The sequence below is a fragment of the Micromonospora sp. NPDC048887 genome, assembly GCF_040649715.1.
Lineage (GTDB): Bacteria > Actinomycetota > Actinomycetes > Mycobacteriales > Micromonosporaceae > Micromonospora.
This window is the reverse complement of the sequence record NZ_JBEZGA010000003.1, coordinates 205842-230223: the sequence shown is the minus strand read 5'-3', so window position 1 is coordinate 230223 and position 24382 is coordinate 205842. Positions and strand designations below refer to the sequence as shown.

Here is a 24382-nt window from a genome sequence, read left to right as displayed (position 1 = left end):
GATTCACTCCTCGTCAGTCGAGTAGACGATCGAGCGCCCTATCCCATTCGTCGAAGAAACCCCTGGGCCAATGCGACAGCATGCCGTCGGGCTCAATCTCGGGAGAGCTGACCTCGATCTCACCGTCGTCGTTCCGGTCGAAATAATGCAGCGCCACGCGATCCGGCGTCAACACCCGCTCCTTAACGGCGAGTCGCAGTCCGTTGAGCACATGGTCACTGTGGCTCTCGATTATCAACTGCGCCCCCGCCGCGACGGCGCGACACGCGAGCCGGGCCGCCATCGTCTGTCCACGGGGATGCAGGTGCGCCTCCGGGTTCTCCAACATGACCAGCCGACCCGGAGCCGCCGACAGGCAGGCCACGATGATCGGCAGCGCATACGTGAGCCCGAAGCCCACATTGGTGGGGCGGTAGCGGATGTTGGACGAGGAGATGCCCGCCGTGCCACCGAACCCAAAGCTCAGCCGCACCATGTCGGTGCCACGCAGGTCTTCCGCCCTCAGGTCGACGCCGGGGCAGATCTCCCGTAGCCACGCCTCGGTCTGGTCCAGCAGGCCGGTCGACTTCCCGGCCGGATGACGTAGTTCCGATGCGACCCGGTCCTCCTGGCGGGCCCGCAGGAAGTTCACCGTATGCTCGCCCCGGACACCGAGAAAGCCCCGGCGGACCGCCATCTCGTACGACTTCGGGTAGGTCACCGCGGGCACGATCCGGTCGGCTCGCAGGTATTGGAAGCCCGGCCCGAACAGGCCGGCCCGTTCCGGTGGCCACGGCAGGTCGGAGGCGTTCGACTCCTGCGGCACGGTGAGCAGATCGGCCTCGCGGTCCTCGGCCGTCCGGTATTCGGCCCGCCAGACGCTCTCGACGCCATCGATCGTCGCGGCGACCGAGATGAAGATGCGGCCTCCGTGCGTGCCGTCGGCGTAGTTCTCATGCAGCACGTCCTGCCCGACGCCCAACTCCACGAGCTCGCCGTTGAGAAGGAGGCCACCTCGGTGGTCGAGCACACCCGCGTCGTACGACTGGCGCAGCAACGCCAACGCCTGCATGGTGGTGCTCTTCCCGGCCGCGTTCACGCCGCCGAGTAGCGTCAGCGGCGCGAGCGGGAGATCCATGTGCCGGAACGCCTTGAAGTTCTCCAGCCGTACCCGATCGATCATCGGCCCATCACCGACTCGAAGACCTCCCGGATGATCCCGAAGCGCATGCGCACCTTGCCCGGGTCACCGGTGCCCTGGGAGATGGCTCCCTGGAAGTCGACGTCGGACATCAGGCCGATGAACTCGTCCTCCACTCGCTGGCGTCGATCCATGAGAATCGCCATTCCGGGCCCACCGAGTTCGGCCAGGTTGACCGAGATCGTCTCGAACAACGCCTTGTTGATCGGCATGCGACGGCCACCGCCGGAACGGTCGCGCTTGCGGAAGGCGTACGGGCCGAAGATCCCCTTTGCCGCACCCATCGCCATGCCGAACTCCGTCCAGAGCCGGTCGACCTGGCTGGCGGGAAGCGTGTTCAACGTGCCCATCGACTCCCGCAGGAAGCGGTCGAAGTCATCGTGGTCGTAGTCGTACGGGCTGGTCAACCGGAAGGCGATGAATCGGAGGATCATCTCCCGGTCGACCATGCGCTCGCTGCGTACGCTGTCGCGGGTAGCGGACCGGAAGAAGGCCGACTCGGCCCAGTCGCGGAGGATCTCACGGCCCTTGCCCGGAATCAGGGCGTGCCGCAGCTCCTGCCGTGAGAGCGGCAGACCCCCGGTGTTGATGCGGGCGAAGATGTTGAACTTGACCTCATCCGGCGTGCCCCGCCGGATGAGGTGGACGATGAGTTCGGTCTCCCGCAGCCGGGTCTGCAACCGTCCGGGCAGCTCGTCGAACGTCCTGCCGTCGTACTCCGCGCCCAGGTATTCGAGGTTGACCAGGCGCAACGGGTCGCGGCCGATCGCCTTCGGCTCGATGAACTCCGCGATCGTCGTGAGGCGCTGGATCCCGTCGACCATGGCCCACGCCTCGTCCTCGCCCTCCGCCGCATAGAAGGTGGGCAGTGGGATCCGCAGCAGCAGCGACTCGATCAACCGGCTCTTGGCCATCGCCTTCCAGATGCCGGCCTGACGCTGAAAGTCGGGTTGCAGATCGACACGGCCGGTGCGGATGCGGGACAACAGCAGGTCGACGGTGGTGTTCCGGGTCACCACGTCGATCCGTTCGGGGTCGAACGGCGTGTGGATGGTGTCGATCGACTGATCCGCCCGGGCGTCCTGCGCGTCGTCGAACTCGATGCCGGTCGCTCGGCCGAGCGAATCCAACTCCTCGAGGATCTCTGTCACCTGCTCGGAAATCTCGCCACCTCGATTCGCCTCGGAGCCCTGTCCTGCGGGAACACCGCTTCCACGACCCGCAGTAGCCTAACGGATTCCGCGCACCCCGCCGCGGTGCGCCAGCGGGCCTTTTTCCCTGTCGCATCCAGAGGCTACGGTCACCGACATGACTGGGCAGAACGTGCTCGCCGTACCGGATGAGCGGGTGATCCGCGACGAGTTGCAGCGGCTGGTCCTGGCCGATCTGCTCGGGCCGCTCGACGACCCGGCGGAGCAGTTCCCGACCCGGAAGGAAAGCCCGCTCGACCGTTACGTGCTCGGCCGGCTGGCCCCCAACGGTCAGTCGATCGATCCGGCCACTCAGGACGGCGTCGCCGACGCGACCCCGTCCGATCTGGTGGAGGGGGGCACTGAGCCGGCCGCGCCGAGCGTGCCGAGTCTGGCCCCGTCCGCATTCGGCTTCACCGCCACGGTCCCGGCGGCGGTCACCGAGCTACGGGTGACCGCTGCCTGGGGCTGCTACGAGAGAGGCCCCTCCGACCGGGAGGAACATGCCGGTGGCCAGGTGTGGCGACGGCTCCAGCGGCGCGGCACTGTCCCGGTGCACCTGCGCGAAGGGCTGATCGAGCCGTTGTCCGTCGACCCGGCGCAGCCGAAGGTCGTCGTACGAGGCCGGGCCCGGCGTCTCGACGGAGTCTGGTTGGTCTCCCTGTTCCTGGTCAACGCGGAGGACTGCAAGTCGCCGCGGGATGCGGCGCGCTGGATCTTCCAGGTGGAGCTGAGCGTGACCGGCCCCGAGCCGGGCCTGCCCGTCTTCGTGCCCCGGCCCGACCAGGTCGCCGGTGGCGACGCCGCCGACCAGGCGGAGCGACGCCGGTCGGCGATGGCCTACCGGTTCCACCCGGAGTTCGCGGTGGGACACGGCACGGCCGTCCGGGCCGAGCCGGCACCCGCCGATCCCCTGCGAGCGATCAAGATCTGCACCGCGACGGTCCCCACGCACGAACTGCCCTTCACCGACGTACCGGACAGCTCGCGGGACGCGGACCTGCCCGAGCTGGCCGACCTGGAGCTGGACATGAAGCGGCTCGCCGAGCTGGCCGAGGCAGGCCCGGCCGGGGCGTTGACCGCGGCGTTGCGGCCCCTCGTCACCGGTTACCGGGCCTGGATCGACCGGAACGAGGCGAGCGCCGGTGATCCGCCGCGCCGGCTCGGTGCCTACCCGGACCAGGTGCGGGAGGCGCTCCGCGACGCCCGCGAGGCGGCCGACCGGATCACCGCCGGCATCGACCTGCTCACGGTCGACCCGACGGCTCGCACGGCGTTCGGCTTCGCCAACCGGGCGATGTACCTACAACGTGTGCACACCATCGCCGCCGCTTACCGCCGGGACGAGCCGCAGCTCTCGCTGGCGCAGGCGGTCGATGCCGCCGACCAGCCGGAAAACCACCGCTGGCGTCCGTTCCAGCTCGCCTTCCTGCTGATCAACCTGCCGGCGCTCGCCGACCCGCGGCACCCGGAGCGCGGCGACGACATCGACCGTGCCGTCACCGACCTGCTGTGGTTCCCCACCGGTGGCGGCAAGACCGAGGCATACCTCGGCCTCACCGCCTTCACGATCGGGGTACGCCGCCGGCAACCGGACTACAACGGCTTCACCGGCGGAGCCGGGCTCGCCGTGCTGATGCGCTATACCCTGCGCCTGCTCACCATCCAGCAGTTCGAGCGCGCCGCCACCCTGATCTGTGCGGCGGAAACCCTTCGTCGCGCCGATCCGCGGTCCTGGGGTGAGACGCCGATCCGGATCGGGCTGTGGGTCGGCGGCCGGGTCACGCCCAACCGCACCCAGGACGCGAAGGACTGGCTGACCGACCGACGACGACGCCGCCCGAGCCGGGGGGTCGGGTCACCGCACCAGCTCACCAGTTGTCCGTGGTGCGGCACCAGGATCGACCCGGGCAAGGACATCGACGTGGATCGCGACTTCTGGCGCACCCTCGTGTTCTGCCCCGACACGGAGTGCCCGTTCAGCACCGTGGGTGGCTGCCTGTCCCCCAGCGGGGCGCTGTCGCCCGAGGACGAACGCGGGCTGCCGGTGCTCCTGGTCGACGAGGAGATCTACCGCCACCCGCCGGCGCTGCTGATCGCCACCGTGGACAAGTTCGCGCAGTTGCCGTGGAAGGGCGAGACCGCTGCCCTCTTCGGCCAGGTCGGCAAGCGTTGCACGCAGCACGGCTACCTCACCGAGGATCTGCGGTCCACCGACTGGGAGCGCAAGCCGCACAGGCCCGGCAGCCGGGTCGTCACCTGCGCGCGGATGCGTCCACCTGACCTGATCATCCAGGACGAGCTGCACCTGATCTCCGGGCCGCTCGGCTCCCTCGTCGGGCTCTACGAGACGGCGGTGGACCGGCTGGCGAGCTGGGAGCCGCAGCCGGGGCACCTGTCCCGGCCCAAGGTCATCGCTTCGACCGCGACCGTGCGGCGCGCGCAGCAGCAGATCGGGGCGCTGTTCAACAGGCGCACACGGGTGTTTCCACCGCCTGGAGTGGATGCCGGGGACAGCTTCTTCGCCCGGCAACGCGAGACCGAAGAACACCCGGGTCGCCGGTACGTCGGCATCTGCGCGCACGGCAATCGACTGCGGTCCACCCTGATCCGGGTGTACGTCTCGGTGCTCGGTGCGGCGCAGAAACTCCACGAGACGTACGGCCGCAACCCGGTGACCGATCCCTACATGACCCTGGTCGGCTACTTCAACAGCTTGCGAGACCTCGGCGGGATGCGGCGCGTGATCGAGGACGACGTGTCGAGCCGTCTCATCCGTGCCGACGAGCGTGGGCTCGCTCGCCGCTACGACCCCTACTTGGAGGAGCTGACCTCCCGAATGCCCTCGGACGCGATCCGGCCGCTGCTGGACCGGCTCGCGGTGCGTTTCACCGGCGCTCGCGGCAAGAACACGCCTCGACCGATCGACGTGCTCCTGGCCACCAGCATGATCTCCGTCGGCGTCGACATCGACCGGCTCGGTGTGATGGTGGTGGCCAACCAGCCGAAGTCCGCGGCGGAGTACATCCAGGCGACGAGCCGGGTCGGCCGCCGCGCGCCGGGGCTGGTCTTCACCGTCTACAACTGGGCCCGTCCCCGCGACCTGTCACACTACGAACGGTTCGACCACTTCCATGCCACCGTCTACCGGCAGGTCGAAGCGCTGTCGGTGACCCCGTTCGCCGAGCGGGCCATCGATCGCGGGCTGACCGGGGTGCTGATGGCGCTGGTCCGCGGCCTGGAGCCCGCCTACAACGGCAACCTCCGGGCCGCCGACTTCGAGCGGCACGGCCAACTCGCCGACCACGTCGTACGGTTCCTCAAGCGCCGCAGTGAGGTGGCCGCCGACAACACGGTCCGCCAGCGGGTAGAGGACGAGTTGGAGGCCCGCCTCGACATCTGGGCGCGGGAGCGGAGCCGGCCCGCCCGGCGGCTGGCCTACGACCGACCCCACCACAGCGACGACGTCGCCGGCCTGTTGCACCGCCCGGAGGAGGGCGTCTGGGAACAGATGACCTGCCCCACCTCGCTGCGGGACGTGGAACCAGCCATCCAGCTCCAACTGCAACGTGGTGCCGTCGGTGACGAACCACCACCGTTCGTGCCGCCCGTTGCCGGCGGACCGGGGGTGCCGTCATGAGCCGAGGCCAGCCGAGCAGCCTGCGGGTGGGTGCGCTCCGCCCCAACCAACTCCTGCACACGTACGGCGTCGGCTCGGTCGCCGACCTACCCAGCCTGTCGGTGCTGACACTCGGGTTGACGCACTGGGATCTCACGCACTCGGCGCCGGTGGTCGAGGATCGGCTGCTGACCGCGATCCGGCGCAGACTCGGCAATCAGGTGGAGAGTCTCCGGCTGCCGCCGCACCTGCCGGAGACCTCCGACCCGTTCGCCGACTGGACGCGGGTGGGCGTGCCGGTGACGCTCTTCCCCACCTGGCTGCGCTGCTCGGACACCCGCTGCAACCGTCTGGCCGCTGTGGACTCCGGGCTGTTCGACCTTCACCCGTCGCCCGCCCAACCTGACAAGAATCGTTACGTGCACGGCTGCCGGGGCAACGGCGCCTCCCGGCCCACCGCCGTGCCGGCCCGCTTCGTACTCGCCTGCGACAACGGTCATCTGGACGACTTTCCGTGGTCGTACGTCGCGCATGGGGGTTTCGACCCCGGGCCCGGTCACTCGCTCACGCTCGCTGAACGCGGCAGCACCGGTGAAGCGTCGAACATCTTCATCGCCTGTGAGTGCGGCGTGTCCCGACCCATGTCCGTGGCGATCGGCCTGCCGGCCGAGCGGACCCTCCCCGCCTGCCGAGGGCGCCATCCGCACCTCGGCACGTATGAGCCCTGCACCGCCACCGCGCGGACGCTCGCCCTCGGCGCCACCAACAGTTGGTTCGCCATGCATCTGCCGGTGTTCAGCATCCCCCGCGCCGAGCATCCGGTCGATCAGGTGGTCGCCGATCTGTGGCCGACGCTGCATGTGCTCGCGGGCCTGGACGCCGCCACCGCCAAGGCGATCCTGCCGACGCAGAGTTGCTGGCCGAAGCTGAAGCCCTACGGAGTCGAGCGGGTCTGGCCGGCGATCCAGCGTCGCGCCACGAACGGGCCCGCCGACGACACCGGGGACGACGACACCGACCTGCGTGCGCCCGAGTGGCGGGCCTTCACCTCGGGCACTCCCGTCGAGCTGCCCGACTTCACCATCCGACCGGAGCCGGTGCCGCTCCCGCACCGGGACTGGCTTCGGGAAGTGGTCCTCGCACCCCGCCTCCGGGAGGTAGCCGCGCTGTACGGCTTCACCCGGATCGACGCCCCCGAGTGGGACGTGCTGGACACCCCCGACCGGCGACGGGCGCCGCTGACCGTCGGCCGGCCGACCTGGCTGCCCTGCGCGGAGATGCGCGGAGAGGGGATCTTCCTGCGGCTGGCCGAGGAACGGGTCGCCGAGTGGGAGCACCGTCCGCAGGTCAAGCAACGCGAGCAGTTCCTGGCCCGCGCACATGACCACTGGCGACGGCAGCGTGGGCTGGACCCGTCGCCGCATCCCGGCCCCCGGTACGTCCTGCTGCACACCTTCGCCCATGTGCTGATCCGTGAACTCGCCCTGGAATGCGGTTACAACGCCGCCGGCATCGGCGAACGCATCTACCCCGGGTCCGCCGAGGAACCGGCCGCCGGCGTGCTGCTGTACACCTCGGCGCCAGACAGTGAAGGCACCCTCGGCGGCCTGGTCTCCCTCGGGCGGCAGGACCGGCTGGGATCGCTCATCGAACGGGCCCTGGAAGCCGCTCGGCTGTGCAGCTCGGACCCGCTCTGCGCGGAACACGACCCGACCGTGCACGCGCGCCTGTCCGGCGCGGCCTGCCACGCCTGTCTCTTCGCGGCCGAAACCTCCTGCGAGCGAGGTAACCACTACCTCGACCGCACCTTGCTGGTCGACACCCTGACCGACCCCGGCTCCGGGTTCTTCGTCCCATGAGCCACCAGCGGTTCGCCGAGGTGCTCGCGGACATCGCCGCCGGCCTTCCCGCCGGCCATATCACCGCCTGGGCAAGCGTGTTGCGGCAGGCGGCGGCCCGCGACAGCAACGTGGTGGCCGATCTCATCGACGCACGTGCGGGTTTCTCCATCGCCGCACCCGCGGAACGACTGGCCAGCGCCTGGCGACACGAGGCACCCGATCTTCCCGGTTCCGCCGTCGCGCTCGCGCTCCGCAGCGCCGCAGTCCTGCACCAGCGCACCGACGCGCAGCGGACCGAGTTGGCCGTCAGCGGCCCGACCAGCGCGTCCGTGCCCGTACGGCTCACCAGTTCGGTGGTCGTGGAAGTCATCCGTGCCGCCCGGGCCAGACTGCTGGTGGCGAGCTTCGCCGCGTACGGGGTGGCGGAGGTGATCGCGGAACTGCGCTCGGCAGTCGAACGGGGCGTCCGCATCGATCTGATGCTGGAGAGCTCGGCCGAGGACGGTGGCGCGTTGCGTGGCTCAACCGGGGCCGCAGCCACCTTCGCCGCGCTCCGCCACCGGGCGGTCTTCTGGCACTGGCCGGCCGCGCGACGGCCCACCACGGGAAGCTCCCGTGCCGCGCTGCACGCCAAGTTCGTCGCCGCCGACGACACGGTCGCGTTGATCAGTAGCGCCAACCTCACCGACCGGGCACTGACCCACAACGTCGAGGTGGGCGTGGTGCTCCGCGACCCGGAGGTGGTGCGACGACTCGTCGCGCATTTCCGAGCCCTCTGCGATCCCCGGGTCGGCCCGCTGGAACGGCTTCCGGATCACGCCCCGACGCGCTGCTCGGGGATGGACAGGCCGTAGAGCGCCATCAGCTCCGGGCTGTCGATCCGGCTGCCGTCGGCCACCGAGTCGCAGGCGATGTCGACGATCTGGTCCTTGTGCGCCAGCAGGTACGGCCGTGCGCCGACATCGGCGCTGGCCAGGGTGGCGATGCCGGACCAGTGCCGGCGGCCGAACAGCATCGGGTAGCCGCGCAACCCGTCGTAGGTGGCGCAGACCAGCACGTCCGGGTACGGCAGCGCGGTCACCCGGCGGACCGCCGCAGCGGTGAGCCCGGGCATGTCCACCGGCACCACGACCACCGCCTCGATGTCGTCGTCGGTGAGCGCGGCGAGCCCGGCCCGGATCGAGGAACCGACCCCGGTGCCCCAGGCGCGGTTGACCACGACCGTGGCGCCGCTCAGGTCGGTGGTCTGCCGTACCTGCTCGGCCGCCGCGCCCAGCACCACCACGACCTGCGCGCAGCCCGCCTCGGCCAGCGTGTCGACCATTCGGCTGACCAGTGGCTTCTCGCCCTGGTGCAGCAGCGCTTCAGGTCCGCCGATGCGGCGGCCGCCACCGGCGGCGATGATCATTGCAGCGATCCGGTTCAGCGGTGCCCCCTCGATCAGGGGACGGACCGGGCACAGCCGCCCGGTCCGTCCCGTCGTACGCACACCGGGCCCAACGAGCGCGGCCGGAGGCGGGTAGCGGGGCAAAACGGAAAATTGTGTGACTATGCCGCGTCCGCGTAGCAATCGACAGTGGACAGGTCCAGCGGGAACCGGACCGGGGTGTCACCGAACAGCAGCCGGGTCGCCCGCGCGCCGGCGGCGCTGACCGCCTCGGCGACGGCCGCCGCCTGCCCGGCCGGGCAGTGCACAAGCACCTCGTCGTGCTGGAAGAAGACCAGCTCCGCCTCAGTGCCGGCCAGCTCGGTGCGCAGCGTGGCGAGCAGCGTGGAGGCCCACTCGGCGGCGGTGGCCTGGATGACGAAGTTGCGGGTGAAGCGCCCCCGCGAGCGGGCCGCCCGGGCCGACGGGCTGTGCGGATCGGCCCCGCCGTCCGGCATCGCCTCCTCCCCCTCGGCGAACCCGGCCGACCCGGGCGGGCAGGTACGCCCCAGCCAGGACCGGACCAGGCCGCCCGCCTCACCGGTGCGCGCCGCCGCCTCGACGTAGCCGAACGCGGTCGGATAGCTCTTCCGCAGCACCGCCAGCGCGGGCAGAGCCGTCCCGCCGGTCTGCCCGTACATCGCCCCGAGCAGGGCCACCTTGGCCTTCGCCCGGTCACCGCCGAACGAGTCCCGGGCCAGCGCCGCGTACAGGTCACCGGCGCCACCGGCCGCCGCCAGCCGCTCGTCGCCGGAGACCGCCGCGAGCACGCGCGGTTCGAGCTGGCCCGCGTCGGCCACCACGAACGTCCAGCCCGGATCCGCCACCACCGCCCGCCGGATCACCTTCGGGATCTGCAATGCCCCGCCGCCCCGGGTCGCCCACCGGCCGGAGACCACGCCGCCCGGCACGTACTCGGGGTGGAACCGGCCGCCGGACACCCAGGCGTCGCGCCAGGCCCAGCCGTGCGCCGTCCAGATCCGGTACAGCTCCTTGTATTCCAGGACCAGCGGGGCCGCCGGGTGCTCCACCCCGCGCAGCACCCAGGCGCGCGTGTTCGGCAGGTCCACGCCCGCGCGGGCGAACGCCCGCAACAGCTCCGCGGGCGAGTCGGCGTGCACCTGGCGTACGCCGAACGCGTCGGCGATGCGGGCCTGCAACTCGGCCAGCCGGCGCGGCGGCCCACCGACCGGGGACGGCTCACCTAGCAGGCCGGCCAGGATCGCGTCGTGCACGTCGGCACGCCACGGCAGCCCGGCCGCGCCCATCTCGGCGGCCACCAGCGCGCCCGCCGACTCGGCGGCCACCAGCAACCGGAACCGGCCGGGGTGGGTGGTCGCGGCGATCCGGGCGAGCTGGTCGGCGTACACCCTCGTCAACGCCGTGATGCCCGGACCGGGCGGGCCGGACGGTGGCTCGAAGAGCGTGGCCTGGGCGTGGCCCGGCGGCTCGGGCGGGCGGGGCGCCGGGTCCGGTGGGACCGGCGCGCCGGTGACCCGGGCCCAGGCGGCCGGCAGCGCGCGCGGCTCGCCCCACCGGCCCGCGTGCCCGAGCAGCAGCGCCTCGGTCAGCTCGACGTCGTGGCAGCGGTCGAGCCGCACCCCGGCGCGCAGCAGCGCCGGGTAGACGCCGGCCCAGGCGGCCCACAGCCAGCGGGGGTGGCCGGCCGCCTCGCGGGCGGCCACCGCGGCGGCCAGGTCGGCGACCTCCTCGGCCGCGCCGGCCGGGCGGCCGTCGGCGTGCAGCGGTTGCAGCAGGCCGCCACCCCGCTCGTCCGCCACCACCGCCATCAGCACGAACGCATTCTGCCCCCTCCCCCCGACACGCTCCGCGTGGAAGGAAGGGCCCCCTCTTAACGCCTGCGGTAGAGGAAGGGCCCCTTGTTAACGCCGAGCGTTAACAAGGGGCCCTTCCTTGCACCCGGAGGGTTACTTGCCGACGCCGGCGGTGAGGCCGGACTGCACCTGGCGCTGGAAGACGATGTACACGATCAGCACCGGCAGCATCGCCATGGTCACGCCGGCGAACAGGCCGGACCAGTCGGACTTGTAGCCCTGGTTGACGGACAGCTCGATCAACCCCTGGGCGATCACCTGGTTCTTCGGCTCGCCGGAGACGGACTGCATGAGCAGCGTCGGCAGGTACCACTGGTTCCACTGGCCGAGCACGTTGAAGATGCCGATGCTGATCAGGCCCGGCTTGGCCATCGGCAGCATCACGCTGAAGAACGTCCGGGTGTGCGAGGCCCCGTCGACCTGGGCCGCCTCGGCGATCGAGTCGGGCAGCGTCCGGAAGAACGAGTGCATGAAGAAGATCGTGAACGACAGCGACCAGGCCACGTAGACCAGGATCAGCATGAGGTGCTTGTTCGGGCCGAGCAGCGGGAGGCTGACCCCGGTGTTGTAGACGCCCTTGAACAGCGGCACCGCTGCCAGATAGATCGGCAGCGTCAGACCGGACAGGAACATCCAGTAGATCAGCCGGTTGCCGCGGAACTCGAAGCGCGCCAGCGCGTACGCGGCCATCGAGCCGAGCAGCATCGTCAACGTCACGCTGAACACGAGCACGAGCAGCGTGTTGAGGAAGAAGCTGTCGATCCCGGCGGTCCAGGCGCGGGCGAAGTTGTCCCACTGCAACGCGTCGGGGATCAGCGACAACGGCTCGCGGATCACCTCGGAGTCGGTCTTGAGCGCCGACATCACCACCCACAGCAGCGGGTAGACCACCATGATCGCCCAGACCGCGAGGAACAGGTGCGAGAAGCCGTTGAAGATCCGGCCGCCGAAGCCGTTGCCGACGTCCTTCGCGCGCCGGTCCGCGGGTGGCCGGTCCGGCGGTGCCGTGTCGGACCGGGCCGGACCGGAGGTGTGGGTCACCGTGCTCATCGTCCAGACCTCCTCAGTACTCGATCCGCTCACGGCGGGTGATCCTCAGCTGGAGCGCGGCCAGCAGGATGGTGAAGATGGCCAGCGCGACGGCGATCGCGCAGGCGTAACCGAACTGGCCCTTCTGGAACGCGTTGAACTGGATCACCGAGGCGAAGATCTCGCTGGCGTGGTTCGGCCCGCCCTGGCTCGGCGTCATGACGAAGACCAGCGCGTACATGTCCAGCGCGATGAAGCCCAGATACACCCAGGCGACCGAGATGCTGTCCCGCAGCAGCGGCAGCGTCACCTTGAAGAACGTGTGGAACCGGCCCGCGCCGTCGAGGATCGCGGCCTCGTAGATGTCCTTCGGGATCGACTGCATCGCGGCGGAGAACAGCACCATGTAGAAGCCGGCGCCGCTCCACACCGCGATGAACAGCAGCCACCACAGCACCGCCGGTACGCCGAGGAACGGCTCCGGGTCGGCGGTGAAGGCGATCGGGTTGTCCGCGTCGACCAGCCCGATCTTGATGAGCAGACCGTTGATCAACCCCTGCCCGTCGGTGCGGTAGATCTGCTGCCACATGACGGCGATGACCACCAGCGACAGCACCTGCGGGAAGAAGAAGATGACCTTGTAGATCCCGGAGCCGAACACCCCGCGGATGCCGGCCCTGTCCTCGCGTCCGCCCACGTTGAGCAGGAACGCGAGGAACAGGGCCAGCGCGATCGTGAACAGCGGCACGGTGACCAGGAAGAACACGTTGTGCCAGAACGCCTTCCGGATCAGCTCGTCGGAGAACAGCCGGACGTAGTTGTCCAGCCCGACGAAGCGCTGGGAATCGGAGTACCCGCCCCAGTCGGTCAGCGAGTATCCCGCCGCCTGGGCGAACGGCCACACCACGTAGAACAGGTACAGCGCGACGGGCAGGGCCAGGAAGCCCGTGACGAAACGCGCGACTCCGTGCCGCATTTGACTCACTTCCTCGCGGTGATCAGGCGGTGCGGGTCTGCTTCTTGATCGACGAATCCTTGGCGACCTTGTCGGCGGCCGCCTGCATCTTGTCGACGAACTGCTGCGCGGTCAGGCGGCCGGCCATCAGCTCCTCGGAGAGGTTCTGGCTCTCCTTGTCCAGGTCGGCGTAGAAGTCCGGGAACTTCACCGAGATCAGGTCCGAGCTGCCGTTCTTCATCAGCGAGTTCGCCGACGCCAGCGCGGTGTCCTGGACGTTGTCGCCGGAGCCCTTGGTGGACGCCAGCGACTTGGTCAGCTCGGCGAACTTCGCCGAACCGGCCTTGGAGAGGATGGCCCGCAGGAACTCCTTCGCGGCCTCCTTGTTCGGCGCCTTGCTCGGCACCACGAAGCCCTCGCCGGAGGAGGCGAAGACGTCCTTGGCCGCCTTGTCGCCGCTCTTGCTCCAGTAGTCGGAGATGGTCATCTCGAAGCCCGGCGGGATGGTCGCGGCCATCTCGTTCTTCAGCCAGGTGCCGACCTGGATGAACGCCGCCTTGCCGTCCAGGAACGCCTGCTGCGACTGGGTGTGGTCGAGCTTGCCCGGCAGCAGCAGCTTGTCCTTGACCAGCTTCTCCCACGGCTCCAGCGCCGCGACGATGCCGTCGGCCTTCCAGGCGCCGTCCTTCAGGTTGTCGATGTCGACGACGGCCTGCTTGCCGACGGCCTTCCAGATGCTGGCGAACAGCGCCCAGCGCGGGTAGTAGCCGTGCACCGCGTCGTGCACGTACGGCGCCATGCCCTTGGCCTTGATCTTCGGCGCGAGCGCGAAGAACTCGTCCCAGGTGGTCGGCGCCGTCCACCCCTCCTTCTTGAACAGCGCGGCGTTGTACCAGTTGCCCCAGACCGTGTACGCGACGTTGACGACGTAGAACTTGCCGTTCTGCGTACCGTCGGCGACCGTGCCCGGCAGCAGGCTGTCGGCCACGGTCCCCTCGCTGTCCCAGGCCGGCGCGGTGAGCAGGTCGTCCAGGGGCTCGATCGCGCCCTCGTTGATCAGCGTGCTGCGGTCCATCATGTCGGCGCCCGAGTTCATCACCAGGTCGCTCGGCTGCGTCGCCATCTTGGGCTGCTCTTCGGTCTTGATCTTCTGGGTGGAAGACATGTTGACCGTGACGTTCGGGTGCTTGGCGTTGAAGACGACCTTGTCCTCCTTGGCCCACTGGTCGCCCAGGCCACCGTTGAACACGACCACCTTGACCGCGCTGCCGTCCTTGACGCCGAACGGGTTGTCCTTGCTCTTGGCCGCGCCGCCGCCGCCGGACTTGCTCGGCTCGCTGCCGGCGCAGGCGCTCAGCAGACCCGCCGCCGGTACGGCCAGCAGACCGGCCGCCGCGGCGCGCCGCAGCAGGGTCCGCCGGCTGACGTCGCCGAACTTCTCGGGGGAAACCGACATGTTGTCTCTCCTTGTGGGTCGGGTCAGGCGGTCCGCCGGAGACGCCCGGCGTACCGCGACTCGAGGGCGAGGTTGTGCTCGTCCCCACCGGGGACGTTGGCGGAGAGGTAGACAGGGGGTACCTCTCCGGCCTGGTGGAACCGTCGTACGACCTCGGCGGTCAGCAGCTGCGCCAGCAGCGCCGCGGTGACCGAGGAGACCGCACAGACCGCGCCGCCGCCCTCGAGCGGCAGCAGTGCGTCGCCGTACGGCGCGCCGTTGTCCAGCACGACGTCGGCGAGGTCGGCGAGCCGGTGCCCGGAGGGGTGCCGAGGAGCTACCCGGGCGGTGTGCTCGACCGAGGTGACAGCGATCAACTGATGGCCGCCGCGCTTGACGAGCGTCGCCAGCTCGACCACCGAGCCGTTGATGCCGGACTGCGAGGCGACCACGAACACGTCCTCCGGCTGCGGCGCCGCCAGCGCGTAGAGCTGGTGCGCCACGGCCGGGTCGCGTTCCAGCTTCGGGTCGGCGAGCACGTCGCGGGGCGCGTCGCCGTGCAGCACGAGGTCGTGCAGGGAGATCCGGTTGGCGGGGACCAGGCCGCCGGCCCGGGCGACCAGTTCGGCGGCGAACGCCTCCGAGTGGCCGGCGCCGAACGCCTGGAGGACGCCGCCGGCGCGCAGTCCGGAGGCGATCAGGTCGGCCGCCCGGTCCACCGCCACGGCCTGGCTGTCCACCAGCCGGTCGAGCACCGGGCGGACCGCGTCGGCGTACCGCTGGGCACTGATCATGATGGGGACCCCTTCGCGGCCTTGTGCCCGTCGACGGCCTGGGCGGTACGCCGGAAGGCCGCGTGGGCACGGTCGTGGGTGCGCTGCGCCACCGCGATGTAGAGCAGGTCGAGGACGACGAGCTGCGGGTGCCGGGCGGAGAGCGCGTCCGGCCGGAACGTGGTCGCCTGGCTGGCGGTGACCAGCACGATGTCGGCCAGCTCGGCCAGCGGCGAGCGGGGGAAGCCCGTCAGCGCGACGGTGGTGGCCCCGCGACTGCCGGCCTCGGCGAGCAGCTCGATCGTCTCCCGCGTCTGCCCGGTGTGCGAGATGCCCAGCGCGACGTCCCCGGCGCCCAGCAGCGCGGCGCTGGCGAGTCCCTCGTGCACGTCACTCCAGGCCCACGCGGCGACGCCGATGCGGTGCAGGCTGAACTGCATCTCCTCGCCGACGAGCGCGCTGCCGCTGGCGCCGAAGATGTTCACCCGGCTGGCCGCGGCGATGGCGAGCGCCGCGCGTTCCACCTCGGCCAGGTCGAGCAGCGCGGCGGTGTCGTGCATGGCGCGCGTGTCGGCGGCCATGATCTGGTCGAGCACCCGGGAGAGCGGGTCTCCGGGCTGGATCTCGCGTCCGATGTCGACGGTCCAGCCCGCCGAGCGGGCCCGGCCGGTCTCGGCGGCGATGCCGAGCCGCAGGTCCGCGTACCCCTCGAAGCCCATCGCCCGGCAGAACCGGGTGATGGTCGCCGGTGAGGTGCCGCTGCGCTCGGCCAGCTCGACGATGGTGGCACGGGCCGCCGCCTCCGGGTCGCTGAGCACGTGCTCGGCGACCCGGCGCAGCGCCCCGGTCAGCTCCCCCGTGCCGGCCCGGACCCTGGCCAGCACCCCGTCGGCGCCCAGCCGGTCGGCCGGGCCGGCATCGACCACCGCGGTCGCCGCGGAAGTCTCCACCTCGTGCTCGGCCATCGGCGTAAGCCTTTCGGAAAAGAGTGTTAACTGTTAGTGGTAAAAGTTCTTACTGAAGGCCCCTCCGTGTCAAGGGCGTGGGTGAAGTTTTCAAACTGTTACCTCCCGCGAGGCCGCGATCTTGCGTCCGGCGACGCGGCCGACCAGCATGAGTTCCATGTCGGACACCGTCGTGGTCGGCCTCGACGTCGGGGGCACCTCCACCCGCGCGGCAGCGCTGAGCCTCGACGGCACGCGACTGGGCGCCGGCCGCGCCGGCGGCGGCAACCCCACCAGCCACGGCGCCGAGCGGGCCGCCGCCGAGCTGCTCGCCGCCCTGCGCGCGGCGCTCGCCGACATCGACCCGGCTCGGGTACGCGCCGGCGTGATCGGCCTCGCCGGGGCCGGCCGCCTCCTGGCCGACCCGCGCGGCCGGGACGCGTTCGACCAGGCGTGGGCCGAGGCGGGGCTGCGATGCCCGTACGCGGTGCACGGCGACGCGCTCGTCGCCTACGCCTCCGGCACCGCCGCGCCGGACGGAACGGTGCTCGTCGCCGGCACCGGCGCGATCGCCGCCCAGGTACGCGACCTGCGGCTGGACCGCACTGCCGACGGCCACGGCTGGCTGCTCGGCGACGCCGGCTCCGGGTTCTGGCTCGGCCGTGAGGCGGTCCGGCGGCTGCTGGCCGACCTGGATCGTGCCGAACCGCCCGGTGACCTGGGCCGCCGGGTGCTGGCGGAGCTGACCGGCACGACCGAGGTGGACGACGCGCCCCGCGCCACCGCCGCAGCCGTCGTGCAGGCGGTCACCCGGCGACCGCCGGTGGAACTCGCCCGGCTCGCGCCGCTCGTGGTGTCGTCGGCCCGCGACGGGGAGCCGACCGCCGTCGCACTGATCGCCGAGGCGGCGGCACTGCTGGCGGAGAGCGTGTCCCGTATCCGCCCACCCGGCGCGACCGACGCCGTGGTGCTCGGCGGCGGACTGCTCACCGGCGACACGCCGCTGGCCGGCGCGGTACGCGCGGAACTGGCCGCACGCTGGCCCGGCGCACCGCTGCACGGTGCCGGGGACGGTGCCGCCGCCGCGGCCTGGCTGGCCGCCCGCGACCTGCCCGAGGTCGCCGACCCGGCCGCACTGCACGCCCGCCTGGTCCCCCCACCCGCCTGACCCGCCCGGCACGCCCCTGACCCGCCTGGCTCGCCCTGCCGCCTGCCGCCGCCGGACCGCCCCGCGCTGCCGCCGGATCGCCCGCGCTGCCGCTGGACCGGCCGACGGGTGGAACACCATGGGCGCCATGGCCCCGGTTTGACACCGTGGTGTTCCACCCGCCCCGTGGCTGCCCGCGGACGGCCTCGGCGAGTTGTCGTCCGGCGGGCGGTGCGCGGCGTCGGGCTTCCTGCCGAGCGGAGAGTGACGACGGCTCAGGACATCTGCCGCGCCGTCCTGCGGGTTCGGTCGCTTCCGCGCTCAGCTCGACAGGCGACCGCGAGCACCCACGCGAAGGGTCAGGGCAGCGCGGCCAGGGTGCCGGCGAGGCGCGTCCAGACCCGGGTACGCCAGCCGCCGTCGAGGACCGTGAAGGTGCGGCGCTGAAGCGGGTCGTCCGGGTCGAACCCGGCGTGCTCCAGGAACAGGCGGGTGCCCCGCCCCTCGGGCACCAGCGTCCAGGTGACCACGGTGTCGAGCGTGCCGCCACGCCAGGCCCACCGCATCCGGCGCGGCTCGTCCAGTTCCAGCACCTCACAGTGGACCAGCCCGTCGAACCGCCGGCCGGGTCGCGGCTCGGTCCGGAGCGTGAACCGGTGCCCGGGCACGGGCCGGAAGTCGTTCGGCATGAGCCAGCGCTCGATCAGATCGGAATCGGTCAGCACACGCCACACCTTGGCCGGCGGGTGAGGCAGGAACCGGTCCACCGCGATGCGGGTCGGCTCACTCATCCGGCATCGTGTCCAGCACGTCGCCCAGGCTCGCCAGCCGCTGCCGCCAGAACCGCTCGTACGGGGTGAGCCAGTCGGCCAGCTCCCGAAGCGGCTCCGGGCGCAGCGCGTAGACCCGCTGCCGCCCGACGGGCTGCTCGGTCACCAGCCCGGCGTCCTTGAGCACCCGCAGGTGCTCCGACAGGCTGGGACGACGCATCTCGAAGCGGTCGGCGAGCCGCCGCACCGGCTGCTCCCCCTCGTCGCGGAGCAGCCGCAGCAGTTCCCGCCGGGTCGGGTTGGCCAGCGCCGTGAACACGTCCGGCTCAGACATGCGTCTCCTGCAGGACGAGCCCGTTGCCGTCTGGGTCGGCGAAGGTGACGTAGCGCCCCCAGGGCGCGACCTGGACGCCGTCCTCGGCGAACGCCACGCCCCGCTCGCGCAGCCGGGCCACGTCCGCGTCGAGGTCGTCGGTCTCCAGCACCAGCCCGCGCAGCGAACCGGCCGGCATGCTGTCGAACCAGGTGACAAGCGTGAGCGTGGTCGTGGCGCCCGCGGGGGCCACCTGGACCCAGCGACCGGCGGGCATCGGATTGTCCCGGACCAGGTCGAGACCGAGAACGTCGACGTAGAAGTCACGCGCCCGGTCCTGGTCGCTGACGGGCACCGAGAGGATCTGCACGTGGGTGACGGACATGCCGCCAGAATAGGTAGGAGATTTCCTACCGGTCAAGCGGCACGCGGGCCGGCCGGCTCGACCCGGCCGGCCCGCGTCGCATGCTCAGGCGTTCGGATTGCCCGGCTGCCCCGGGTGCCAGCCCTGCGGAGCCTGCTGCCCCGGATGCGGCGGGTACGCCGCACGCTGCTGCGGCACCTGACCGGGGTGCCCCTGCGGCGCGCCGTACTGCGCGGACTGTCCCTGCGGCGCGCCGTACTGCGCCGGCTGCCCCTGCGGCGCGGCGCCGTACGGTGCCGGCTGGCCGTGGGCGGGCCCGAACGCCGGGCCGGGCTGACCGTGCCCCGCCGCCGGGTACGTGCCCGGCTGCTGCGGCGCGCCGGCGAACTGCTGCCCACCGGCGAACTGCTGTGCGGCGGCCTGTTCGCGTGCCTCCTTGCGCGCCTTCACCGCGCGCACGATCAGCAGGATCGGCAGCACGAAGACGTAGAAGAAGATCCGGTAGCTGTCGCCGTCGAAGAGGAAGAGCAGGTAGAAGCCGTACCCGAAGAAGGCCAGGCCGATGACCACGTTGAGGATCCGGGAGCCGGTCCCCTGTTCCTTGACCACCGCGCCGACGACGACCATCGCGATGCCGCCGAGCATCAGCAACAGCGTGTAGAGGAGGAAGAACATGATATTCCTGTCGATAGACGAGCGTGCCGGCTCACCCTAGGTCAGCTCGATCTCTCCCACTGCCCCGTTGCCTGTGGCAACCACCTCACTTGAGCTGCCCGGCGGTCAGTCCGGACTGGACCTGGCGCTGGAACGCCACGTACACCACGAGCACCGGCAGCACCGCGATGGTCAGGCCGGCGAACAACTGGGCGTAGTCACCGGCGTAGCCCTGGCTGACCGCGAGCGAACTCAGCCCCTGGGCGAGCATCCGGTCCTGCCCGTCGCCGGGCAGCAGCACCTGGGGTAGCAGGAACTGGTTCCAGTGACTGAGGAAGTTGAAGATCCCCACACTGATCAGTCCCGGTCGCGCCATCGGCAGCATCACCCGGAAGAAGAGCCGGAAGTGCCCGCACCCGTCGATCAGCGCGGCCTCCGCCACCGACGTCGGCAGCGTCCGGAAGAACGCGGTCAGGAAGAACACGGTGAACGGCAGCGAGTACGCGGTGTAGACCAGGATCAGGCCGGGCCAGGTGCCGAGCATGCCGACGCTGCGGACCACGAAGAACAGCGGGACCAGCGCCAGGAAGACCGGGAACATCATGCCGCCGACGAACAGGTAGTAGACCACCTGCCGGCCGCGGAACTCGTAGCGCGCGAAGACGTACGCGGCGGTGGCGCCGAGCAGCATGGTCAGGCTCAGCGAGCCGGCCACCACGACCAGGCTGTTGAAGAAGAACCGGCCGATGTGGGCGGTGGTCCAGGCACGCGTCCAGTTGTCGAACCGCAGCGCCTCCGGCAGGCCCCACGGCTCGGCGACGATCTCGCCGTTGGTCTTGAGCGAGCTGAGCACCATCCAGGCCAGCGGCAGGACCGTCATCGCCGCCCAGAGCAGCAGGAAGCCGTGCGAGAAGACGTTCGCCACGCCCAGCTCGCGGCGCGGCGGCCGGTCGCCCGGTCGTGCGGCGCCGGCCGGGACGGGAGCACCGGCGGTCGTCGTACCGGGATCCACTGTGGTCACGAGTACTCGATCCGATCACGCCGGGCGGTGCGCAGCGCCAGCACCGCCACCGAGAGGGTCAGGAAGAACATCGCCACGCCGATCGCCGACGCGTACCCGAACTTGTTCTCGCTGCCGAACGACGTGTCGTACATCCGCAGCCCGATCACGTCGGAGGAGAAGTTCGGCCCGCCGTTCGTCATGAGCTGGACCAGGATGAAACCGTCCAGCGCCGCGATGGCCAGGTAGATCCAGGCGACCTGGATGGTGTCCCAGAGCAGCGGAATGGTGATCTTCCGCAGCATCGTGGTGCGGGACGCGCCGTCGAGCAGCACCGCCTCGTAGATGTCGCGCGGGATCGCCTGCATGGCGGCGCCGAAGAGCACCACGTAGAAGCCGACGTTGCTCCACACCATCACGGCCAGCACGCACCAGAACGCGAAACGCGGGTCGCCGAGCCAGGCCGGCGTGGCCAGCCCGACGGCGCGCAGGGCGCCGTTGAGCAGGCCACTGGTCGGGCTGTAGATCTCCTTCCAGAGCAGCGCGATGATCACCACCGAGAGCACCTGCGGGAAGAAGTAGACGAGCCGGTAGACCGAGGTGCCCCGCACCCCGGTCACCCCGGCCCGGCCCTTGCGTCCGCCCATGGTGAGCATGCTGGCGAAGAACAGGCCCAGCGCGATGGTCACCACCGGCACCACGGCGAGCAGGATCGCGTTGTTCTTCAACGCGTTCCACACGTACCCGTCGTTCAGCAGCGTGCGGAAGTTCGCCAGGCCGACCGGGTCGGCCTGCGCGGAGTAGCCCATCCAGTCGGTGGTGGAGATCTGAAACGCCTGGAGGTACGGCGAGAGCACGAAGATGCCGTACAACGCCAGCGGGGGCAGCAGGAACGTGAGGATCAGGGGGTAGCGGCCCTGTCGCATCACGCCGACCGCTTGTACTTCTTGACCGAGCTGTCCTGCGCGATCGAGTCGGCGCCCTTCTGGCACTGGTCGAGGAACTCGGCCGGGGAGATCCGGCCGCTGAAGAACTCGCCACAGGCCGCGTCGACCAGGTTGCGCTCCAGCTTCCGGTAGTAGTTGTTGTAGACCCAGTTGAAGCCGTTGGACCCGGACGCGTCGAGCGCCTTGACCACGGTGCTGAGCCCGTACGGCAGGTCGATGCCCTCGGTGGCGCCGGCGACCACCGGCAGGCTGGCGACCTTCTTGGTGAAGTCCTGTGCGCCCTTGCGGGAGAGCATGGTCCGGAAGTACTCCAGGCCACCGGCGACGTTGCGCGCTTTCGCCGGCACCATGAACGGCTCGCCCGCGGTGCCCCGGATCGCCTCGTACGGCAGCTTGTCGCCGCTGCCCAGGCTCGGCGTCGGCGCGACTGTCATGTTGAAGCCGGGCGGCGTGACGTCCTTCTGCTCGCTCTCCAGCCAGGAGCCGCAGGAGATGAACGCGGCCTTGCCCTGGCACCAGGCGGTCTGCGACTGCTTGTGGTCCAGGCCCGGGGAGCCGTCGAGGATGAACTTGTCCTTGACGATCTGGTGCCAGGCGTCGGCGGCGGTCTTCATGGCGTCCGACTTCCAGGCGTTCGGCTCCAGGTTGTCGATGGCCAGCGCCACAGACGGCCCGCCGAGCTTGATCGCGGTGGAGATCAGCGGCCAGCTCATGTAGCGGGGGTGCACTCCGGCGTACGTCCAGGGGGCGATGCCCGCGGCCTTGATCCGGCGGCAGAGCGCGATGTGGTCGTCCCAGGTCTTGGCGTCCTCCCAGCCGCGGTCGGCGAACAGCTTGGTGGAGTGCCAGATGCCGTACACCGTGTAGGTGTAGTTCAGCACCAGGAACCGGCCGTCGTAGGAGCCGACCTCGACGGTGCCGGGCAGCAGCGTGTCCTTGACCGTCTTGCCGGGCGTGTCGAGGCTCGGCGCGGCGAGCAGCTCGCCCAGGTCGGCGAGCGCGTTCTGGGAGACCAGGCCGTTGAAGTCGATCTGGCCGGCGCCGGAGTTGTTCACCACGTCGGGCGGGCTGCCGTCGACGAAGCGGGGCTGGAGGGTCTTGCTGATCTCCGCGGTGGCCGAGTGCTTGATCTGCGCCTTCGGGTACCGCTCCTTGTACATGGCCTCGTGTGCCTTGGCGTAGTCCTCGCCGAAGCCACCGTTGAAGATCACCACCTCCAGCGGGGCGTCCTCGGCGACGCCGAGCGGGTTCTGCTCGCTCTTGGTGCCCTTGTACGCGTCCTTGTCGCCCGCGTCGTCGCCACCGGAGGTGGCGCAGCCGGCGAGCAGGCCGGCGGCGGGGGTGGCCAGCAGACCGGCGGCGGCGCTGCGCCGTAGGATCTCACGCCTGTTCATCGCATCTCCTCGGTCCGGGTACGCGCGGTGAGCACCCTGTCGCTTGTCTTCACAAGACGCATTTGCAATGAAGAATTTCTACGACAGTGCGGCGGGGACCACAAGCCCTCTCGACCGATCCGTTATCCGTACCGGTCCGGGCCGGCTGGCCTAACCTGAGCCCATGCGCCGCCTGCGGCAGCTCGCGCAACGCACGCCGCCGGGGCGGGAGCGCTACATCGACCTGCTCCGGGCGCTCGCCATCACCATGGTCGTGCTCGGCCACTGGGGCGTGACAGTAATCGGGTACGACCACGGCCGCCCCGCCGGCCACTCCGCGCTGGGCGACCTGCGCTGGGCCTGGCCGCTGACCTGGGTGGCCCAGGTGATGCCGGTGTTCTTCCTGGTCGGCGGCTACGCCAATGCCGCCTCGCTGGCCGCCCGCCGGCGCCGGGGCGGGTCGGCGGCCGGGTGGCTGGTGGACCGCAGCGCCCGGCTGGTCCGGCCGACCACCGTGTTGCTGCTCGTCCTGGCCGCCGGGGCGGGAGTCGCCACGCTGCGCGGCGCCGACCCGGCGCAGGTGCGCGCGGTGGTCTGGTTCGCCACCATCCCGCTGTGGTTCCTGGTCGCCTACGTCGCGGTGGTGGCGCTGACCCCGCCGATGTACGCGCTGCACCGCCGGTTCGGGCTCGCCGTGCCGGTGGCGCTCGTGGTCCTCGTCGCGCTCGGCGACCTCGGCCGGCTCCTCGGCCCGGCCGCGCTCGCCGACGGCAACTACCTGTTCGGCTGGCTGGTCGTCCACCAGCTCGGTTTCGCCTGGTACGACGCCGCCCGGGCGGACACCCGCCGGACCGGCGACGCGGCCGGCGGCGGAACCCGGGGCCTGTTCCGCCGCCGGCTGCCGCTGTCCCGCCGCTCGGGCGCGGTCCTGCTCGGCGGCGGTCTTGTCGCGCTGCTGCTGCTCACGGTGCTCGGGCCGTACCCGGTGGCGATGCTGCACGTGCCGGGCGAGCGGCTGGACAACGCGGCGCCGCCGAGCCTGGCGCTGATGGCCACCGCCGCCGCACAGCTCGGCCTGATCCTGCTGCTGCGCGGCCCGGCCGGGCGCTGGCTGCGCCGGTCCGGCCCGTGGCAGGCGGTACTCGCGGTGAACGCCGTGGTGCTCACCCTCTTCCTCTGGCACCTGACCGCCGCGGTGCTCCTCGTCGGCCTGCTGGACGCGCTCGGCGTGCTGCCCACTCCCCCGGTCGGCTCGGCGGCCTGGTGGGCGTGGCGCGTGCCGTGGCTGCTCGCGCTCACCGCGGTGCTGGCCGTGCTGGTCGCCGTCTTCGGGCCGGTCGAGGCCCGCACCCGCCGCCCGGCCGCGACCGGGCCGGCCGGGGCGAATGGCCGGCGGCTGCGGGCCACCCTGGCCGTGGCCGGGTACGCGGGCGTGCTGGCCGGTCTGCTGCTGAACAGCCTCGTGCCCAAGGCCGCCCAGGAGCCGCTGGGCCTGCCCGCCCCGGCGCTCGTGGCGTACCTGGCCGGGGCGGGTCTGCTGCGGCTGCTCAGGTCGGGGCGGGCGGGCCGGCGCCGGCCGGGTTGACG

The 24382-nt window shown here is 71.1% G+C and carries 21 protein-coding genes; 5 read left to right on the top strand and 16 right to left on the bottom strand.

The genetic code is table 11. The annotated features are described in order from the left end of the window. Positions 1-13: 13 nt before the first annotated feature. Together AB0C17_RS06675 and AB0C17_RS06670 are read right to left on the bottom strand one after the other, a co-directional pair. Complete coding sequence (locus AB0C17_RS06675) at positions 14-1162, bottom strand: DUF3696 domain-containing protein (RefSeq protein ID WP_357477061.1); 1149 nt, start codon at positions 1160-1162, stop codon at positions 14-16. Continuing rightward, positions 1159-2331 carry a DUF262 domain-containing protein gene (locus AB0C17_RS06670; RefSeq protein WP_357477058.1) on the bottom strand — a complete coding sequence of 391 codons (1173 nt, stop codon included), beginning with the start codon at positions 2329-2331 and terminating at the stop codon, positions 1159-1161. Before AB0C17_RS06670 ends, AB0C17_RS06675 begins: the two co-directional genes overlap by 4 nt. A gap of 157 nt (positions 2332-2488) precedes the next feature. Between AB0C17_RS06670 and drmA the strand changes: the two genes are divergently transcribed. From drmA to drmC, 3 genes are read left to right on the top strand one after another with little or no spacing between them, the layout of a single operon-like run. After that, a complete protein-coding gene (drmA, locus tag AB0C17_RS06665; RefSeq protein WP_357477055.1) occupies positions 2489-6010 on the top strand; it encodes a DISARM system helicase DrmA in 3522 nt (1173 codons plus the stop codon). After that, positions 6007-7848, top strand: coding sequence for a DUF1998 domain-containing protein (locus AB0C17_RS06660; RefSeq protein WP_357477053.1), 1842 nt, complete (start codon positions 6007-6009; stop codon positions 7846-7848). The genes drmA and AB0C17_RS06660 overlap by 4 nt, the downstream gene beginning before the upstream one ends. Further along, positions 7845-8684, top strand: a complete 840-nt coding sequence (gene drmC, locus AB0C17_RS06655) for a DISARM system phospholipase D-like protein DrmC (RefSeq protein WP_357477050.1) — start codon at positions 7845-7847, stop codon at positions 8682-8684. Before AB0C17_RS06660 ends, drmC begins: the two co-directional genes overlap by 4 nt. Here the strand turns inward: drmC and AB0C17_RS06650 are convergent. From AB0C17_RS06650 to AB0C17_RS06620, 7 genes are all read right to left on the bottom strand, one after another. Further along, complete coding sequence (locus AB0C17_RS06650) at positions 8645-9238, bottom strand: nucleotidyltransferase family protein (RefSeq protein ID WP_357472520.1); 594 nt, start codon at positions 9236-9238, stop codon at positions 8645-8647. The two genes, drmC and AB0C17_RS06650, sit on opposite strands and share 40 nt — an antisense overlap. Before the next feature lie 140 nt (positions 9239-9378). Further along, positions 9379-11046 (bottom strand): bifunctional 3'-5' exonuclease/DNA polymerase, encoded by a 1668-nt coding sequence (locus AB0C17_RS06645; protein WP_357472635.1) that lies wholly within the window; start codon positions 11044-11046, stop codon positions 9379-9381. A gap of 138 nt (positions 11047-11184) precedes the next feature. Further along, the gene (locus tag AB0C17_RS06640) at positions 11185-12141 is read right to left on the bottom strand and encodes a carbohydrate ABC transporter permease (protein ID WP_357388077.1); all 957 of its coding nucleotides are present in this window, start codon (positions 12139-12141) and stop codon (positions 11185-11187) included. Positions 12142-12154: 13 nt separating this feature from the next. Beyond that, the gene (locus AB0C17_RS06635; protein ID WP_120569017.1) at positions 12155-13096 is read right to left on the bottom strand and encodes a sugar ABC transporter permease; all 942 of its coding nucleotides are present in this window, start codon (positions 13094-13096) and stop codon (positions 12155-12157) included. A gap of 22 nt (positions 13097-13118) precedes the next feature. Continuing rightward, the gene (gene ngcE / locus AB0C17_RS06630; RefSeq protein WP_357477047.1) at positions 13119-14531 is read right to left on the bottom strand and encodes an N-acetylglucosamine/diacetylchitobiose ABC transporter substrate-binding protein; all 1413 of its coding nucleotides are present in this window, start codon (positions 14529-14531) and stop codon (positions 13119-13121) included. 23 nt (positions 14532-14554) lie between these two features. Beyond that, positions 14555-15304 (bottom strand): SIS domain-containing protein, encoded by a 750-nt coding sequence (locus AB0C17_RS06625; protein ID WP_357477044.1) that lies wholly within the window; start codon positions 15302-15304, stop codon positions 14555-14557. Further along, positions 15301-16248 carry a MurR/RpiR family transcriptional regulator gene (locus tag AB0C17_RS06620; RefSeq protein WP_357477041.1) on the bottom strand — a complete coding sequence of 316 codons (948 nt, stop codon included), beginning with the start codon at positions 16246-16248 and terminating at the stop codon, positions 15301-15303. Before AB0C17_RS06620 ends, AB0C17_RS06625 begins: the two co-directional genes overlap by 4 nt. 157 nt (positions 16249-16405) lie before the next feature. Here AB0C17_RS06620 and AB0C17_RS06615 point away from each other — a divergent pair, with 157 nt between their 5' ends. Beyond that, positions 16406-17395 carry a BadF/BadG/BcrA/BcrD ATPase family protein gene (locus tag AB0C17_RS06615; protein WP_357477038.1) on the top strand — a complete coding sequence of 330 codons (990 nt, stop codon included), beginning with the start codon at positions 16406-16408 and terminating at the stop codon, positions 17393-17395. A 338-nt stretch (positions 17396-17733) separates the two neighbouring features. On the opposite strand, the gene AB0C17_RS06610 is transcribed toward AB0C17_RS06615, so the two are convergent. The 7 genes from AB0C17_RS06610 to ngcE (AB0C17_RS06580) all read right to left on the bottom strand — a co-directional run bounded on the left by AB0C17_RS06610 (position 17734) and on the right by ngcE (AB0C17_RS06580) (position 22816). Further along, positions 17734-18165: an SRPBCC domain-containing protein gene (locus AB0C17_RS06610; RefSeq protein WP_357388068.1), complete on the bottom strand. Its 432-nt coding sequence runs from the start codon at positions 18163-18165 to the stop codon at positions 17734-17736. Next, positions 18158-18478 carry a metalloregulator ArsR/SmtB family transcription factor gene (locus AB0C17_RS06605; RefSeq protein ID WP_357388066.1) on the bottom strand — a complete coding sequence of 107 codons (321 nt, stop codon included), beginning with the start codon at positions 18476-18478 and terminating at the stop codon, positions 18158-18160. Before AB0C17_RS06605 ends, AB0C17_RS06610 begins: the two co-directional genes overlap by 8 nt. Next, entirely contained in the window at positions 18471-18842 is a 372-nt protein-coding gene (locus tag AB0C17_RS06600) for a glyoxalase superfamily protein (RefSeq protein WP_357388064.1), read from the bottom strand. Before AB0C17_RS06600 ends, AB0C17_RS06605 begins: the two co-directional genes overlap by 8 nt. An 84-nt stretch (positions 18843-18926) precedes the next feature. Beyond that, the gene (locus AB0C17_RS06595; RefSeq protein ID WP_357388062.1) at positions 18927-19496 is read right to left on the bottom strand and encodes a hypothetical protein; all 570 of its coding nucleotides are present in this window, start codon (positions 19494-19496) and stop codon (positions 18927-18929) included. A gap of 85 nt (positions 19497-19581) precedes the next feature. Continuing rightward, complete coding sequence (locus AB0C17_RS06590) at positions 19582-20496, bottom strand: carbohydrate ABC transporter permease (RefSeq protein WP_357388060.1); 915 nt, start codon at positions 20494-20496, stop codon at positions 19582-19584. After that, a complete protein-coding gene (locus AB0C17_RS06585) occupies positions 20493-21401 on the bottom strand; it encodes a sugar ABC transporter permease (protein ID WP_357388137.1) in 909 nt (302 codons plus the stop codon). The genes AB0C17_RS06590 and AB0C17_RS06585 overlap by 4 nt, the downstream gene beginning before the upstream one ends. Further along, on the bottom strand, positions 21401-22816 hold the full coding sequence (gene ngcE / locus AB0C17_RS06580; RefSeq protein WP_357477034.1) for an N-acetylglucosamine/diacetylchitobiose ABC transporter substrate-binding protein: 1416 nt from the start codon (positions 22814-22816) through the stop codon (positions 21401-21403). Before ngcE (AB0C17_RS06580) ends, AB0C17_RS06585 begins: the two co-directional genes overlap by 1 nt. Before the next feature lie 163 nt (positions 22817-22979). Here ngcE (AB0C17_RS06580) and AB0C17_RS06575 point away from each other — a divergent pair, with 163 nt between their 5' ends. Further along, positions 22980-24380, top strand: coding sequence for an acyltransferase (locus tag AB0C17_RS06575; RefSeq protein ID WP_357477031.1), 1401 nt, complete (start codon positions 22980-22982; stop codon positions 24378-24380). Positions 24381-24382 lie beyond the last annotated feature (2 nt).